The organism is Microbacterium sp. UCD-TDU (genome assembly GCF_000340625.1).
In the GTDB taxonomy this organism is placed as follows: domain Bacteria; phylum Actinomycetota; class Actinomycetes; order Actinomycetales; family Microbacteriaceae; genus Microbacterium; species Microbacterium maritypicum.
This window is the reverse complement of sequence record NZ_KB454447.1, coordinates 935521-951158: the sequence shown is the minus strand read 5'-3', so window position 1 is coordinate 951158 and position 15638 is coordinate 935521. Positions and strand designations below refer to the sequence as shown.

Sequence of the window (15638 nt, the reverse complement as noted above, 5' to 3'; positions counted from 1 at the left end):
GCGGGGGCGTCCCTCACCCCGAGCGGGCGACCCCGAGACGGGCTTCCGACGACGGAGCACTCATCCTCCCGGGGTGAGGCCGGACTCCTCGCCCGTGACCCCGATGCGAGCATGGATCCAGTCACGGGCGACGTGCGCCAGGCGAAGGGACGACCCATGAATGACTTCCGTTTCGGCCCGGCCGAGGTCTACCTCGTCGGGCTCGAGGGTCAGCGCCCGGATCCGGCGACATTCCGCGCACTGACGGAGCTCGTGGACAGCGGCGTCGTGCGACTGCTCGACTTCGTCGTGCTCGCGAAGTCGGCGACCGGAGAGGTCCTCATCGTCGAGCTCGACGATGAGGACGGAGAGCTCGATCTCGACGGCTTCGAGCCGATCGCGGCGGGTCTCGCCGGTGAGGAGGACGTCGAAGCGCTCGCCGCCGCGATCGCCCCAGGGCAGTCGGCCGCTCTGGTCGTGCTCGAGCTCGCCTTCGCCCGCACCCTCGCGCAGAAGCTCGCCGCTGCGGGCGGAAAGGTGCTGCGCAGCGAGCGTGTGCCGGCGGCCGTCGTGAACGCGGTGATGGACATCCTCGACCAGGAAGATGAATGACATGCCCATGAGAAGATTCGGCCGTCCCGGACTGATCGGCCTCGCTGCCAGGACCGCAGTGGTCGCAGGGACGGCTTCAGCCGTCGGCGGCGCGATGTCGCGGCATCAGCAGGAGCGTGCGCAGGGTGAATACGAGCAGCAGCAGTACGCGGCCGCGCAGCAGCAGGCGCAGATCGATGCCGCAGCCAAGGATGCAGCGGCTCAGTACTCGTCTCCGCCTCCGGCGGCACCCGCCGCCGCTGACGACCTGATCGCGAAGCTGCAGCAGCTCGCATCCCTCAAGGATTCCGGGGTGCTCTCCGATGCGGAGTTCGCGGCGGCGAAGCAGAAGCTCCTGAGCTGACGAGACCGGCAGCCCGCCGCCGGAACGACAGCCGAGACGAGGACAGCGAATGAGTGAACTGGATGACCTGCGTGCCCGCGTCGTCCTCCTCGAGCACGAGAACGAGACGCTCAAGCGACCCCGTCGCCGGCGGGTGGGGAGGAGCATCGTCGCGGGGATCGTGCTCGCTCTCGCGGTCCTGATGGCTCCGATAGCGGCGATGGGCACCTGGGCCCGGCTGCAGCTCGTCGATGCCGATCGGTTCGTCGCGACTTTCGCGCCGCTCGCCGAGGACCCCGATGTGCAGGACTTCGTCGCGGATCAGGTCAGCGCCGCCATCCAGGAGCAGGTGGACTTCAGCGCGATCGTCGCAGAGGTGTTCGACGGAATCCGTGAACTCGACCTTCCGCCCCGCGCGTCATCCGCGCTGGCCCTGTTGGAGGTCCCGGCGGCCAGCGGTCTCACCTCCCTCGTCGACGGCGTGATCCACGACGTCGTGGCATCCGATCAGTTCGCCGACATCTGGGCGCAATCGCTGCGGTTCACGCACGAACGCGCGGTCGCGATCCTGCAGAACAGCCCGGACACCGCCGTGCAGCTCGCTGACGATGGAGTGCTCTCGATCGACCTCGGTCAGGTCGTCGACCGGGTCAAGGTGGTGCTGACCGAGCGTGGCGTCGGATTCGCCGAGCTCATCCCCGAGATCGACAGGTCGGTCCCGATCGCCCAGGCCGACGCGCTGGTCCTGGTGCGCACCGTCTACCAGATCGCGGTCGCCGCGGGGTTCTGGCTGCCATGGGTGCTTCTCGGCCTCGTCGTCGCCGGCATCCTGATCGCGCGAGATCGCGCGCGTGCCCTTCTCTGGACCAGCGTGGGCTTCGCCGTCGCGTTCCTGCTCCTGTCCGCGGGGATGGGGATCGGGAGGACGTTCTTCATCGGCGCGGTGAGTCCATCGGTCATGACGGCGGGGGCGGCCCAGTCGCTGTTCGACGAGGTGACCTCGCTGCTGAGCTCGACGATCGTGGCGCTGGCCCTCGTCGGAGTGCTCGTCGCCGTGTGGGCATGGCTCGCCGGGTCCAGCCGCAGCGCTGTGGCCATCCGCGGCATCCTGGACAGCGGGTTCACCGCGATCCGGAGCACGTGGGAGCGACGAGGGCTGTCGACCGGACGCCTGGGCGTCGCGGTCGATCGCTTCCACGGACCGATCCTCATCGCCGCCTTCGCGCTCGCGGTTCTCATCCTCATCACGTCACGGCCGGTCGCGCTCGGCACGGTGATCGGGGTCACCGTGGGGCTCGTGGTCTTCGCGGTCGTGATCGAGCTGCTCCGGCGCCCGCGCGCGGCGTACGCGTCCACTGCCGAGGAGCTCCCGGCAGAGGAGCCCGGCGAATCCGCGACGGTCGATCACGACACCGCAGAGCCCGACTCCCACGCCACGGCGCCTGCTCTCTGAGCGGCGGGTGACGCCCGAGGTGCGAACGTCGGGGCGTTTCGTGCATTGGAATACCCCTGGAGGGTATTATGTTGACCTGGGAGAGTGAGCGGGACGACCCGTTCGGTCCGTGCGGGGCTTCCATCCGCTGCCTGCACGGCATCGTCTTTCCGAGGAGAGCAATGAGCGCTTCACATCACGAGGGCACCGCGCACGCCGCGCCGCATCACGAGTCGGACGGCCCCGCTTCCCCGCACGTGGCGCACGAGGGCCACGACGATCACGCAGGTCACGACGACCACGCAGGCCACGGCGACCACGCAGGCCACGGCGACCACGCAGGCCACGGCGACCACGTAGGCCAGTTCCGGCGGCTGTTCTGGATCATGCTCGTCCTCGCCGTCCCGACCGTCGCGCTGTCCGGCATGTTCGCGATGATCCTCGGATACACGCTCCCCGACGTGCCGGGCCTGGCATGGGTCTCACCCGTGCTCGGGACCGTGCTGTACGTGTGGGGCGGCAAGCCCTTCCTCGTCGGGGCCGTCAGTGAGATCAGAGTCCGTAGGCCCGGCATGATGCTGCTCATCGGCCTGGCGATCACGGTCGCCTTCCTCGCGTCGTGGGGAGCGAGTCTCGGCATCCTCCACCACGAGCTCGACTTCTGGTGGGAACTGGCGCTCCTCATCGTGATCATGTTGCTCGGGCATTGGATCGAGATGCGCTCGCTCGCGCAGACCACCTCTGCTCTCGACTCGCTCGCCGCGCTCCTGCCGGACGAGGCCGAGCGCGTGGAAGGCGGGCAGGTCGTCATCGTCTCACCCGCGGACCTCGCAGTCGGCGACGTCGTCGTCGTACGACCGGGCGGAAGCGTGCCCGCAGATGGGCGCATCGTCGACGGCCGGGCGTCCATGGACGAGTCGATGGTCACGGGGGAGTCCCGCACGGTCGCGCGAGGCGTCGGCGACCAGGTCACCGCCGGCACGGTGGCCACCGACTCCGGGCTGCGCATCGAGATCACCGCCACCGGGGACGACACCACGCTCGCCGGCATCCAGCGTCTGGTGACCGAGGCGCAGAGCTCCTCCTCGCGCGCGCAGCGCCTCGCCGACACCGCTGCGGGATGGCTGTTCTGGTTCGCACTCGGATCCGCGGCGATCACCGCGATCGTGTGGAGCCTGGTCGGGTTGCCCGATGCAGCCGTGATCCGCACCATCACCGTGCTCGTGATCGCCTGCCCGCACGCACTCGGGCTGGCGATCCCGCTGGTCGTGTCGATCGCCACCGAGCGTGCGGCCCGCGGGGGAGTGCTGGTCAAGGACCGCCTGGCACTGGAGAGCATGCGCACCGTCGACACCGTGCTGTTCGACAAGACCGGGACGCTCACCAAGGGCGAGCCGGTCGTGTCCGAGGTGTCCGTCTCCGGGGAGCACGACGGCGATCGGGTACTGGCGCTCGCCGCCGCTGCCGAGGCTGACAGCGAGCACCCTCTCGCGAAGGCGATCGTCCGCGCCGCCGCCGAGAAGAACCTGTCCGTGCCGGAGAGCCGCGAGTTCACGTCGTCACCGGCGGTCGGGGTCACGGCGACCGTCGAGGGGACGACTGTGCGCGTCGGTGGCCCGCATCTGCTCGCCGAAGAGCATGCGGATGAGCTCGCCGACGCCGAGCGGTGGCGCGAGGACGGCGCGATCATCCTGCACGTGGTTCAGGACGGTCACGTCATCGGGGCGTTGAAACTCGCCGACGAGGTGCGGCCCGAGTCCCGCGAGGCCGTCGATGCACTGCACGCACTCGGTGTGCAGGTCGTCATGATCACGGGCGACGCCGAGGCCGTCGCGCAGACGGTCGCGGCAGATCTCGGCATCGACCGATTCTTCGCCGGCGTGCGCCCCGAGGACAAGGCCGCGAAGGTGCAGGAGCTGCAGCACGAGGGGCGCAAAGTCGCGATGGTCGGTGACGGCGTCAATGACGCACCCGCGCTCGCCCAGGCCGACGTGGGGCTGGCGATCGGTGCCGGCACCGATGTCGCGATCGCTTCGGCCGGGGTGATCCTCGCCGGCGACGACCCGCGTTCCGTGCTCTCGGTGATCGAGCTCTCACGCGCCGCGTACCGGAAGATGAAGCAGAACCTGTGGTGGGCGGCGGGCTACAACCTGCTCTCGGTGCCGCTTGCGGCCGGCGTTCTGGCACCCATCGGCTTCGTGCTGCCGATGTCGGTCGGAGCGGTCCTGATGTCGCTGTCGACCATCGTGGTGGCGCTCAACGCCCAGCTGCTGCGGCGCTTGGACCTGCGCCCGGAGGTGACGACCCGCGCGATCCTCGATCGGTGACTGCTGTGGCGGGCTCGACTCGCCGTCGCTGCGTCACTGTGCCCCTTCGAGTGCCCCGCGGTGGATGAGAGATCGTCGGATGTGGCCGAAGGTCGGATGGTGCGACGCTGACGAGCTTGGGATAGTGGTCGGCACACGACCAGCGACGAGGATCGAGCGTGTCGCCGGCGTGAAGCCACGCGATGCGAAAGGTTCCGGACATGAGTGCTCCCTCCAGCGATGACCAGCCGATGTTCACAAGGCCGGGGGAGGCGACGCTCACATCGCGTCACGTCATTCCCGCGACAGAGTCGCTTCCCGATACGGCGAAGCAGATCGTGGATGACGAGACGATCCTCGACGGGAACGCGCGGTTGAATCTCGCGACCTTCGTCAGCACGTGGATGGACGACGACGCCAAGCAGGTGTACGCCGCGTCGTTCGACAAGAACATGATCGACAAGGACGAGTATCCGCAGACGGCGGCGATCGAGGACAACTGCTGGCACATGCTGGCGAATCTCTGGAACGCCCCGGACGCGGATAAGAGCATCGGCACATCGACCATCGGCTCGTCCGAGGCGTGCATGCTCGGCGGCCTCGCTTTCAAGCGGCGGTGGCAGCAGGCGAGACGCGCCGCCGGAAAAGACGCGTCATCGCCGAACCTGGTGATGTCGTCGGCGGTGCAGGTGTGCTGGGAGAAGTTCTGCAACTACTTCGATGTCGAGCCGCGGTACGTGCCGATCAGCGCGGAGCACAAGACGCTCGACGGGCACGATCTGGCGAAGTACGTCGACGAGAACACGATCGGGGTCGTCGCCATCATGGGCGTGACATACACCGGGATGTACGAGCCCGTGGCCGAGATCGCCGCGGCGCTGGACGAGATCCACAAGAGCACCGGACTCGACATCCCCATCCACGTCGACGGTGCTTCCGGGGCGATGATCGCGCCCTTCCTCCAGCCCGACCTGGTGTGGGACTTCCGGCTCGACCGGGTGCACTCGATCAGCACGTCGGGTCACAAGTACGGTCTCGTCTACCCGGGTCTCGGATGGGTGGTCTGGCGCGACGCGCAGTGGCTGCCGGAGGACCTGGTGTTCAAGGTCAGCTATCTCGGCGGGGAGATGCCCACCTTCGCCTTGAACTTCTCGCGACCCGGCGCACAGGTGGTGCTCCAGTACTACCTGTTCCTGCGTCTGGGTTTCGAGGGGTACCGGGCCGTGCAGCAGGCATCGCAGGACGTCGCGAAGTTCCTTTCCGCCGGCATCGCGAAGCTCGACGCGTTCGAGCTCTGGAACGACGGCAGCGACATCCCGGTGTTCGCCTGGCGTCTGAAAGACGGGCACACGAAGAACTGGACGCTCTACCACCTGCAGGATCGGTTGCGGATGAAGGGCTGGCTGATTCCGGCGTATCCGATGCCCGCCGACCTCGAGCAGATCACGGTGCAGCGCATCGTGGTCCGCAACGGACTGAGCATGGACCTCGCTGCCGAACTGCTCCAGGCCATCGAGACCGAGGTCGCGTACCTCGACGCACTCGAGTCGCCGATGCCGACCGAGAAGCCCCAGTCGGCCTTCCACCACTGAGCCGACGATGTCCACCTCGAACACGGGGGCCACCCCCGAACCGAAATCCGCCCCTCAGATCTCGGCCGCTACGCAGGTGTCGCGGCCCGCCGTCGCCATCCTCGGCGTCGGACAGCTCGCCCTGCTCACCCTCGTCGTCGTCGCCAGCCTGCGCTCGCTGCCGGCGATGGCGACGTACGGCCTCGGCAGCATCATGCTGTACCTGATTCCGGCGATCGTCTTTTCTGGTGCCGACCGCGCTCGTGGCGGCGGAGCTCGCGACCGGATGGAAGGGCGGCATCTACGTATGGGTGCGTGAGGCCCTCGGCAACCGCTGGGGCTTCACGGCGGTGTGGTTGCAGTGGATCCAGAATGTCGTCTGGTTCCCCACCCAGCTCGCCTTCATCGCGGGAGCGCTCGCCTTCGTCTTCGTCGACCCGTCGTTGTCGAGCTCCGGCTTCTTCACCGCCGTGGTGATCATCGTCTTCTACTGGGGTGCGACGTTCGTCACGCTGCGCGGCGGCAACCTCTTCGCCAAGCTCGGCTCCTGGGGCGGCATCCTCGGTACGCTGCTCCCCGCAGCCCTCCTGATCGTGTTCGGGGCGATCTGGGTGTTCAGCGGCGAGAAGAGCCAGGTGCCGCTCGAAGCGTCGGCGATCATCCCTCCGTTCACCGGCTTGGCATCGATCGTGCTGATCGTGTCGAATGTGCTGGCCTACGCGGGCATGGAGGTCAACGCCGTGCACGTGAACCAGATGAGGATCCCGGCAAAGGCTTTCCACGCTCGGTGTTCCTCGCCGCCGGTCTGATCCTGCTCGTGTTCATCCTCCCGACGTTGGCGATCCCGGTCGCGGTCCCATCGAAGGAGCTCGGGCTCACCAACGGCATCATGCTCGCATTCAGGGTCTACTTCGACCACTGGGGAATGGGCTGGGCGACGGCCGTCGTATCGGCCCTCATCGCCGCCGGTGCCCTCGCTTCGGTGATCACCTGGGTCGCCGGTCCCTCCAAGGGGGTGCTCGCCGCTGCGGAGACGGGCCTGCTCCCGCCGATGCTGCAGAAGCGCAACAAGGCCGGAGTGCAGTCGGGCATCCTGATGCTCCAGGGAACGATCGTCACGATCCTCGCGGCGATCTTCATCGTCGTTCCCAACGTCAGCGCGGCCTTCGTGGCCCTGATCGACATGGCCGCGGCGCTGTACCTGATCATGTACATGCTCATGTTCGCGTCCGCTATCGTGCTGCGTCGCAAGGAGCCGACGGTGCACCGTGCTTATCGTGTGGCTGCACTGCCGCTGGTGGCGGGGGTCGGATTCGTGGCGTGTCTCGCGGCCTTCCTTCTCGCCTTCATCCCTCCCGATGGATTCACCGCCTTCTCTCCCGCCGCGTACCCATGGATCGTCGGAGCGGTCATCGTGATCCTCGGTGGCCCTCCGCTGCTGTTCTACGCTCTGCGCAAGCCTGCGTGGGATCGTCGCCCCGCTGACGGCAGTCTCCTGAGCGATGCCCACCCGGAGGCGCCGGTTCCCCCGGGGCCGGGGCCGTCAACAGCGGCGAAGAACCGCTGAGCCGCTGCTCTCTGGGGTGACCCGAGCAGGGAAGCGGTGGCTCGTCAGTCCGCGCGCTGCGGAGCCACCGCCTCGGTCCTCGCGCTCGGGCGGGCCGGCGCTGCGGCAAGCACCGTGGAAGGGCCGCTCAGGGCGCGGAGCGCGTAGAGGATGGTCGCGAGATCGACGAGCTCCTGGACGAGCGCACCGACGACGGCGGGGATGAGTCCGGTCATCGCCACGATCATGAGTCCGATGCTCAGTCCGATGCCGATCCAGATCGCGGTGAGCGCGACCCGCAGGGTGTGACGGCCGATCGCGACGGCGTCGACGAGCTTCGCCAGCGAGTCGACGAGGATCACGACATCAGCGGCGTCCCCGGCCGCGGTCGCGCCCTTCGCCCCCATGGCCACGCCGATGTCGGCGGCGGCGAGCACGGGAGCGTCGTTGACGCCGTCGCCGACCATCATGACCGGGCGCGGTTGCAGCTCAGCGGCGAGAGCAACCTTCTCGGGAGGGAGCAGCTCGGCGTGGATCTCGGAGATGCCCACCTGGTGGGCCACCGACTCCGCCGTCGGGCCGACGTCGCCCGTGAGCATTACCACGCGGTCCACCTCGTGCGTGCGCAGCCACGAGATGACGGCCGCGGCTTCGGGCCTCGGGTGGTCGGCGAGCACCAGCACCCCGGCGAAGCGTCCGTCCACCGCGACGTAGGCTGCGGCCTGGCTCAGCTCCAGCGTCGCCCGCACGGTGTCGGGTGCGAGTGCGGCCACGTAGGCCGGTTTGCCGACCACGACCGATCGGCCGTCGATCTCGGCGACGACGCCGTTCGTGGCCTCCTCCCGGGCTTCGGAAGCACTGCGGAGCGCGAGTCCGCGCGCGTGCGCAGCGCGACGGATGCCTTCGGCGAGCACGTGCGTCGAGTACTGCTCCGCAGAGGCGGCGAGCTGCAGGATCTCATCCTCGTCGAAGCCTTCCGCCGGGCGGACCGCGACGAGTTCCGGTCGTCCCTGCGTGAGCGTGCCCGTCTTGTCGAACGCGGCCGAGCGCACGCGGGCGATCTGTTCGATCACCGCACCGCCCTTCATGATCACCCCGGTCTTCGCCGCGCGGGAGAGGCCGCCGAGGAACGCGACCGGTGCGGCGATCAGGAGCGGACACGGCGTCGCGAGCACGAGCACCTCGGCGAAGCGCGTCGCATCGCCGGAAAGGGCCCACGCGGTTCCGGCCAGCACGAGCGAGACCGCGGTGAACGGGATGGCGAAGCGGTCCGCGAGTCGCACGACGGGAGCGTGGGAGTCTTCCGCCGCATGCACGAGCGCGACGATCTGCTGGTACTGACTGTCCGAACTCGTGCGCACGGCCCTGATCCGCACTGCTCGACTTCCGTTGATCGCGCCGGAGAGCACCTCGCCCCCGGACTCGCGGGTCACGGGCATGCTCTCGCCGGTCAGCGAGGACTCGTCGAAAGTCCCGGTCTCAGTGAGCAGCTCGCCGTCGACGGGCACGATCTCCGCCGGACGCACGAGCAGAACGTCGCCGATGGCCACCTCGTCGACGGGTAGATCCCTGACCTCATCCGAATCCGCGGACTGCGGGCGCAGGAGCACGTGCGCGATGCGCGGAGAGCGATCCAGCAGGGCGGACAGGTCACGCTTCGCACGGCGTCCGGCGAAGTCCTCGAGAGCCTCTCCGCCGGAGAGCATCAGCACGATGATGAGCGAGGCGATGTACTCCCCGACGGCGAGGGTCGCCACCATCGCCACCACGGCGAGGATGTCGAGCCCGACGTGACCGCGGAGCACATCGCGCACCATCCCGACGAGAGTCCAGACGACGAACGCCGCCACGTAGCCGGTCGCGATCCATCGACCGGCGACCGCGGCGTCGATCGCGTGGAGGACCAGTACGCCGACGAACACGAGGACGGTGGTGGTGATGGCCGGATAGCGCCACAGCAGGCGGAGAAACCTCATGCCCCAGCTTCCCGCGAATCGGTACGCAGTACCAGCGGGGAGACGGCGTGCCCCGGCGAATCCCATGGAATCCCTGTGAGTCCTCTGAGGTACATCCTTCCTTAGAGCTGTCTCAGAGCCGAGTCCTCACCATGGCCTCATGACCACAACGACGACGCGACCCCGAGCCTCCGTCCCTCCGGCGGCCGGAGCCTCGAAGCATGCGAACCGTCGCCGTGCGCAGGCATGGCGGATGGGAGCGATCACCGTGATCTGGGCGACCAGCCTCTTCGTGGTGGCGCTGTGGGTATCCGGGGGAGGCGTCGCCGCCGTCCTGGGACTCAACGGTGAGACCGTCACCACGCTGGGGCGACTGACCGGTCTGGTCGCTGCGAATCTGCTGCTGTACCAGGTGCTGCTGATGGCGCGGGTGCCGCTCTTCGAACGCGGATTCGGTCGTGATGGCATCACGCGCATGCATCGCTTCGTCGGATTCTGGTCGTTCTGGTTGATGGGCGCGCACATCGCGCTGCTCGCCCTGGGCTACGCGATCACGGCCGGCGTCAATCCGGTCGTCGAGCTGTGGGGGTTCATCTGGGACTACCCGGGGATGCTCCTGGCCACGGCGGGCACGCTGCTGATCCTGCTCGTCGTGATCACCTCGATCCGTCGTGCGCGTCGGCGTCTTCGCTACGAATCGTGGCACCTCCTGCACCTCTACGCCTATCTGGGCGTGGGGCTGGCGCTCCCGCACCAGCTGTGGACGGGTGCGGATTTCCTCTCCTCGCCGCTCGCCACCCTCTACTGGTGGTCGATCTGGGCGCTCGCAGCGGCGTCCGTCCTCGTCTTCAGGATCGGCATGCCCGTGCTGCGCTCGACCCGTCATAGCCTGCGCGTGGCGAGCGTCGAGCCGGACGGAGCGCGCGGAGTGACCGTCCGGGTCGCCGGACGCGACCTCGCGTCGCTGGGCGCCCGAGCCGGGCAGTTCTTCGTCTGGCGCTTCCTCGATGGGCCGGGATGGACGCGCGGGCATCCTTTCTCCCTGTCCGCTGCACCCGGGCGAGAGCTCACCCTGACAGCTCGCGTGGTCGGGGACGGCACGCGCCGCCTCGCGGGGCTCGTGCCGGGCACGCGGGTGATCGTCGAGGGGCCCTACGGAGAGATGACGGGGGAGCGCCGCACCGGGAAGAAGCTCCTCATGATCGGTGCGGGAGCGGGGGTCGCGCCTCTTCTCTCCCTCTTGGAGGCCGAGGAGTACGCGCCGGGGGATGCCCTCCTGCTCACGCGCGACTCGGTCGCCGAGGACGCCCTTCGTCAGAGTGCGATCGCTGAGCTCGTCTCCCGTCGCGGGGTGCGGTATCTGCCGTTCGTCGGGCCGCGCTCGTCAGGCCCCTCGGGGTGGATCGCGGCCAGCCACAGCGCCTGGGCCGGACCCGATCTCCTCCGCCACCTCGTCCCCGACCCCGCGGTCTATGACGTCTTCATCTGCGGAACGGCGGCGTGGATGAAGGACCTCACGCGCGACCTCGAGAGCGCCGGGTTCGCTCCACACCGTATCCACTCCGAGTCCTTCACGATCTGACCAGGGAGAACACCATGAAGAAGATCCTGTATGCCGTGCTCGCCACCGTCAGCGGTCTCGTGCTCCTGTTCAGCTACCGCACGTCGCTCGACGCGGTGGCGCCGCAAGACACCGCTCCGGCGTCGACGGGATCCGTGGACAGCTCGGGGACGCCGACTTCGGGGTCGACCTCCGGGACGGGCACCACGTCCACCCCCGGCACCGCCTCGGCCACCGGGCTGGTCGACGGCACCTACACGGGCGACTCGTCGCAGACGCGGTATGGCCCGGTACAGGTGCAGATCACGGTCTCGGGCGGTCAGATCAGCGACGTGCAGGCGATCCACTATCCCGACGGCAACGGCAGGGACCGGCAGATCAACGGCACAGCGATCCCGCGCCTCGTGTCGGAGACGTTGCAGTCGCAGAGTGCCCAGATCCAGATGGTGTCCGGCGCGACATACACGAGCGACGGCTACCTGTCGTCGTTGCAGAGCGCGATCGATCAGGCGCAGAGCTGATGCGTGCGGCACACCGACAGACGCGGGTCTGGGTCGAGGAGATCATGGGCACCCCGATGAGCGTCCACCTGATCTCCGCGGGGGCGCGGGATGAGGCGACGACCGAGAGGGCCGTCAGGGCGTGCTTCGACGAGCTGCACCAGGTCGACCGTGTCTTCTCGACCTATCGGCCGGATTCCGACATCAACCGCATCCGTCGGGGAGAGATGGCGCTCGCCGATGCCGACCCCCGGGTCGGGGTGGCCGCTGCGGCCTGCGAACGTGCGGAACAGGCGACCGGTGGGCTGTTCTCGGGACACTGGCAGGGGTGGTTCGACCCCACGGGATGGGTGAAGGGGTGGGCCGTGGAGGAGGCGAGTCGTCGACACCTCGCTCCGCTGCTGTCCTCGGCGCTCGCGGTCGGGATCAATGCGGGCGGAGACCTGCAGCTCTTCACCGCGCCAGGAGCCGATTGGCGCTGGCACGTGGGAATCGCCGATCCGCACGAGCGAGGTCGGATGATCGCGACCCTCGACATCGCCGACGGTGCCGTCGCCACGTCGGGTACCGCCGAGCGCGGCCTGCACATCCTCGACCCTCGGACGAGTGAGCCTGCGACCGGGGTCGCGTCGGCCACGATCGTCGCCGACGGGCTCGCTCAGGCGGATGTCTGGGCGACCGCAGCCGTCGTCGCCGGACGCACGGACCACTCGTGGATCGGGCCGTCGGCAACGCGCACCGGCATCGTCGTGGATGACGACGGAGCCGTGACGCGCTGGCTCGGTTCGACGGTGATCGATGTGTGCGAGGTCAGCGGATCGCAGGCAGCGTGAGGAGGAAGGTCGTACCGCTCGAGCTCGAGCGCTCGACCTCGATCGAGCCGCCCGCCCGGCGCGCGACGTCGCGCACGAGTGAGAGTCCGAGACCGAAGCCGCGGGGGCGACCGCTCTCGGCGGGCCGGGCGAACCGCTCGAAGATCTGATCCGGGGGGATCCCCTCGATCCCGGTCCCCTCGTCGATGACACGCACGGTGACATCGCGGGCAGTACGCCCGATGCGGACCGTGACCGATCCTCCGGACGGCGAGTGCTGCACGGCGTTGTCGAGCAGGGCCACGAGGATGCGCACGAGTGTCACCGCCGGGATCCGGGCCACGGCGTCGGCCTCGGCGTCCACAGCGAGAGTCACGGCCGATTCGTGCGCGATCGTCGACAGCGAGGCGACGGCCGTGGAGGCCGCGTGTGCCACGTCGGCCTCACCTTCGGCGTGGGACTCGCCCTCGGCCGAGATCAGCAGATCGTTCAGCACGTCGCCCAGGGAGTCGGCGTCGCGACGCAGCTCGACCAGGCCCTGCCCGATGTCGTCCCCCCGTTCCAGACGGCGTTGCATCACCTGGATGCGGCTGGTCAGCGTCGTCAACGGCGTGCGCAGCTCGTGGCTCGCGTCGGCGACGAAGTTGCGCTGGCGGCGCAGCGCCTCGCCGAGGGGCCGAACAGAACGGCGCGCAGCGATGGCGGCGACAAGACCCAGCAGCACGACGCCGATGACTCCCAACACGATCACGGTCGGCACGACCACGTCGATGTCGACGATGAAGTCGTCGCGAGTACCGCCGGGACCGCCGAACCATCCGCCGCCGTGCTCCTCGCCTTCGCGGCGCGACGTGGCGAGGATCACCGCGATGAGGATCCCGATCCCCACCGCGACGATCACGCCCGAAGCCACCCCCACCCACAGCCCGATCGACAACGCCGCCCGACGCACCTGCGCCGCGTCGTCGCTCATGCGGGAGTCCCCGCTCGATAGCCGCGTGCACGGATCGTCTCGATCACGCCGGAGGTCGTCTTGCGCCGCACGTAGTGCACATAGGTGTCGACCGAGCTCGCCGTGTCGCCTTCGTGGAACACGGCACGGAGGATCTCCTCCCGGGAGAACACATGCTCGGGACTGTCCGTCAGCAGCTCCAGGAGCGCGCTCTCCGTCGCAGTCAGGGCCACGCGGAATCCCGAGGGGTCGTAGATCGCCTGGGCAGCGGGGACGAAGACCCACTCGCCCATCGGTCGGCGCGCGCCCTCCACGCGGAAGGCTCTCCGCAGCGCTCGAAGGCGGGCGAGCAGCTCGTCGTAATCGAACGGCTTCACCAGATAGTCGTTCGCACCGCCGTCGAGACCCGTCACGCGGTCATCGACCGTGCCGAGCGCCGTGAGCATCAGGACGGGCGTCGTGATGTGCGCCGTTCGCACCGCGCGCACGAAGGCGATACCGTCCATGCCGGGCAGACGCCTGTCGACGACCATCGCGTCGTAGCGCCTGCCCAGCGCGAGCCGCAGGGCACTCTCGCCGTCCGGAGCATGATCCACGTCGTACACGTCGCCCAGCACTTCGACCGTCAAGGCGGCGATCTCCGCATCGTCCTCCACGTAGAGGAGCGATCCGCGCGGCACATCGGTCGGGTTCATGGCGGTCGTCCTCGGGAATCGTCCGTGATCTAGGTGATCAGAGTACGCCCGCCTCCGCCTCCTGACGCTCGCGGCGTCCCCGTGCGTTGCCTCGGGCGAGGAACAGTCCCCCCAGGATCGCGGCGACGAAGGATCCGACGAGCACCCCGATCTTCACGTGCTCGTCCGCCACGGAACTCGACCCATAAGCGAGTTCTCCCACGAGCAGGGAGACCGTGAAGCCGATACCGGCGAGGAAGGCCATACCGGTCAGATCCGGCCAGCGCAGCGTCTCGTCGAGCCGCAGTGCGGGGAATCGGCTCAGCAGGAAGGTCGTGACAAGGATGCCGATCGGCTTGCCGGCGACGAGTCCGACGACGATCCCGATCGTGATCGGGTCGGCGAACGCGGAGACGAGGCCGTCCCACCCACCGACCGTGACGCCGGCGGCGAAGAAGGCGAAGACGGGGACGGCGAACAGCGTGGCCACGACGCTCCAGCGGTCCGCGAAGTGGGCGGCCATGCCGTCGTAGACGGGGAGGCCCTCCTCGTCGGTGCCGGTGCGGACCCTGGCGCGTTCGGTCGCCGTGACGGGGACGACGAAACCGAGCAGCACACCCGCGACGGTCGCGTGCACACCGGACGCGTGGATGCACACCCACACGGCGATCGCGAGCGGGAGCAGCAGCCACCATGCGCGGACGCCCTTCGCGACCAGTGCGGCGAACCCGGCCAGCGGCAGCAGGGCGAGGATCAGCCACGGGAAGCTGATCGAGTCGGTGTAGAACGTCGCGATGATGGTGATCGCGATCAGGTCGTCGATGATCGCCAGGGTCAGCAGGAACACACGCAGTGCCGGGGGGAGGAACTTGCCGACGACGGCGATCACCGCGACCGCGAACGCGATGTCGGTCGCGGTGGGGATCGCCCACCCGCGCAGCGCATCGGCGCCGCCGCCCGCGTTGATCAGGACGAAGATGAGCGCCGGCACCACGACACCGCCCACAGCTGCGGCGATCGGCAGGGCCGCCCGGCGCGGGTCGCGCAGCCGCCCGGCGACGAACTCCTCCTTCAGCTCGAGGCCGACGACGAAGAAGAAGATCGCCAGAAGCCCATCGGCCGCCCACGCGCCGATGCTGAGCTCGAGATGCAGCTCGGGGATGCCGAACGTGAAGTCGCGCACGGACTCGTACCAGGAGGCGGCAGGACTGTTGGCGAGGATCAGGGCCGCGAACGTCGCCGCCAGCAGGAGGGAGCCGCCCAGGACGTCGCTGCGGGCGTTGGATCGGATGCCTTGCCACAGCGCATGTGGGGCGAGGGAGAAACGGGCAGGGGATGAATTCGGGGACACGGAAAGACCTCACGCGAGAGAAGGGGTGAATGGTGCAGAAGACCACCGCCCCGTTCGAGGCGTGG

General features: G+C 68.7%; 13 protein-coding genes and 1 pseudogene. 10 read left to right on the top strand and 4 right to left on the bottom strand.

Annotated elements, in window-relative coordinates; genetic code table 11:
• Positions 1 to 156: 156 nt before the first annotated feature.
• The 7 genes and pseudogenes from D514_RS34885 to D514_RS39550 form a co-directional block, all read left to right on the top strand.
• Positions 157 to 591: a DUF6325 family protein gene (locus D514_RS34885; protein ID WP_031206290.1), complete on the top strand. Its 435-nt coding sequence runs from the start codon at positions 157 to 159 to the stop codon at positions 589 to 591.
• A 1-nt stretch (position 592) separates the two neighbouring features.
• Positions 593 to 934, top strand: coding sequence for an SHOCT domain-containing protein (locus D514_RS34880; protein ID WP_017831040.1), 342 nt, complete (start codon positions 593 to 595; stop codon positions 932 to 934).
• A 49-nt stretch (positions 935 to 983) separates the two neighbouring features.
• Positions 984 to 2366 (top strand): hypothetical protein, encoded by a 1383-nt coding sequence (locus D514_RS34875; protein ID WP_017831039.1) that lies wholly within the window; start codon positions 984 to 986, stop codon positions 2364 to 2366.
• A gap of 161 nt (positions 2367 to 2527) precedes the next feature.
• Positions 2528 to 4672, top strand: a complete 2145-nt coding sequence (locus tag D514_RS34870) for a heavy metal translocating P-type ATPase (RefSeq protein WP_031206288.1) — start codon at positions 2528 to 2530, stop codon at positions 4670 to 4672.
• Between the two features lie 200 nt (positions 4673 to 4872).
• Entirely contained in the window at positions 4873 to 6243 is a 1371-nt protein-coding gene (locus tag D514_RS34865) for a glutamate decarboxylase (protein ID WP_186004856.1), read from the top strand.
• A gap of 7 nt (positions 6244 to 6250) precedes the next feature.
• Positions 6251 to 6541 carry a hypothetical protein gene (locus D514_RS39280; protein ID WP_236610980.1) on the top strand — a complete coding sequence of 97 codons (291 nt, stop codon included), beginning with the start codon at positions 6251 to 6253 and terminating at the stop codon, positions 6539 to 6541.
• A pseudogene (locus tag D514_RS39550) lies at positions 6528 to 7789 on the top strand (amino acid permease); the annotation flags it as partial. The gene D514_RS39280 and the pseudogene D514_RS39550, both read left to right, overlap by 14 nt.
• 44 nt (positions 7790 to 7833) lie before the next feature.
• On the opposite strand, the gene D514_RS34855 reads toward D514_RS39550, so the two are convergent.
• Complete coding sequence (locus tag D514_RS34855) at positions 7834 to 9744, bottom strand: heavy metal translocating P-type ATPase (RefSeq protein WP_017831035.1); 1911 nt, start codon at positions 9742 to 9744, stop codon at positions 7834 to 7836.
• Between the two features lie 139 nt (positions 9745 to 9883).
• On the opposite strand from D514_RS34855, the gene D514_RS34850 reads away from it, so the two are divergent.
• The 3 genes from D514_RS34850 to D514_RS34840 are packed head-to-tail and all read left to right on the top strand — an operon-like array spanning position 9884 to position 12617.
• Complete coding sequence (locus tag D514_RS34850) at positions 9884 to 11305, top strand: ferric reductase-like transmembrane domain-containing protein (RefSeq protein WP_031206286.1); 1422 nt, start codon at positions 9884 to 9886, stop codon at positions 11303 to 11305.
• Positions 11306 to 11319: 14 nt separating this feature from the next.
• Complete coding sequence (locus D514_RS34845) at positions 11320 to 11805, top strand: FMN-binding protein (RefSeq protein WP_017831033.1); 486 nt, start codon at positions 11320 to 11322, stop codon at positions 11803 to 11805.
• Positions 11805 to 12617 carry an FAD:protein FMN transferase gene (locus D514_RS34840; protein ID WP_017831032.1) on the top strand — a complete coding sequence of 271 codons (813 nt, stop codon included), beginning with the start codon at positions 11805 to 11807 and terminating at the stop codon, positions 12615 to 12617. Before D514_RS34845 ends, D514_RS34840 begins: the two co-directional genes overlap by 1 nt.
• On the opposite strand, the gene D514_RS34835 is transcribed toward D514_RS34840, so the two are convergent.
• From D514_RS34835 to nhaA, 3 genes are read right to left on the bottom strand one after another with little or no spacing between them, the layout of a single operon-like run.
• Positions 12595 to 13569 carry a HAMP domain-containing sensor histidine kinase gene (locus D514_RS34835; RefSeq protein WP_017831031.1) on the bottom strand — a complete coding sequence of 325 codons (975 nt, stop codon included), beginning with the start codon at positions 13567 to 13569 and terminating at the stop codon, positions 12595 to 12597. The genes D514_RS34840 and D514_RS34835 overlap by 23 nt on opposite strands.
• Complete coding sequence (locus D514_RS34830) at positions 13566 to 14243, bottom strand: response regulator transcription factor (protein ID WP_017831030.1); 678 nt, start codon at positions 14241 to 14243, stop codon at positions 13566 to 13568. The genes D514_RS34835 and D514_RS34830 overlap by 4 nt, the downstream gene beginning before the upstream one ends.
• A gap of 37 nt (positions 14244 to 14280) precedes the next feature.
• Positions 14281 to 15573 carry a Na+/H+ antiporter NhaA gene (gene nhaA, locus D514_RS34825; protein WP_017831029.1) on the bottom strand — a complete coding sequence of 431 codons (1293 nt, stop codon included), beginning with the start codon at positions 15571 to 15573 and terminating at the stop codon, positions 14281 to 14283.
• Positions 15574 to 15638: the final 65 nt, after the last annotated feature.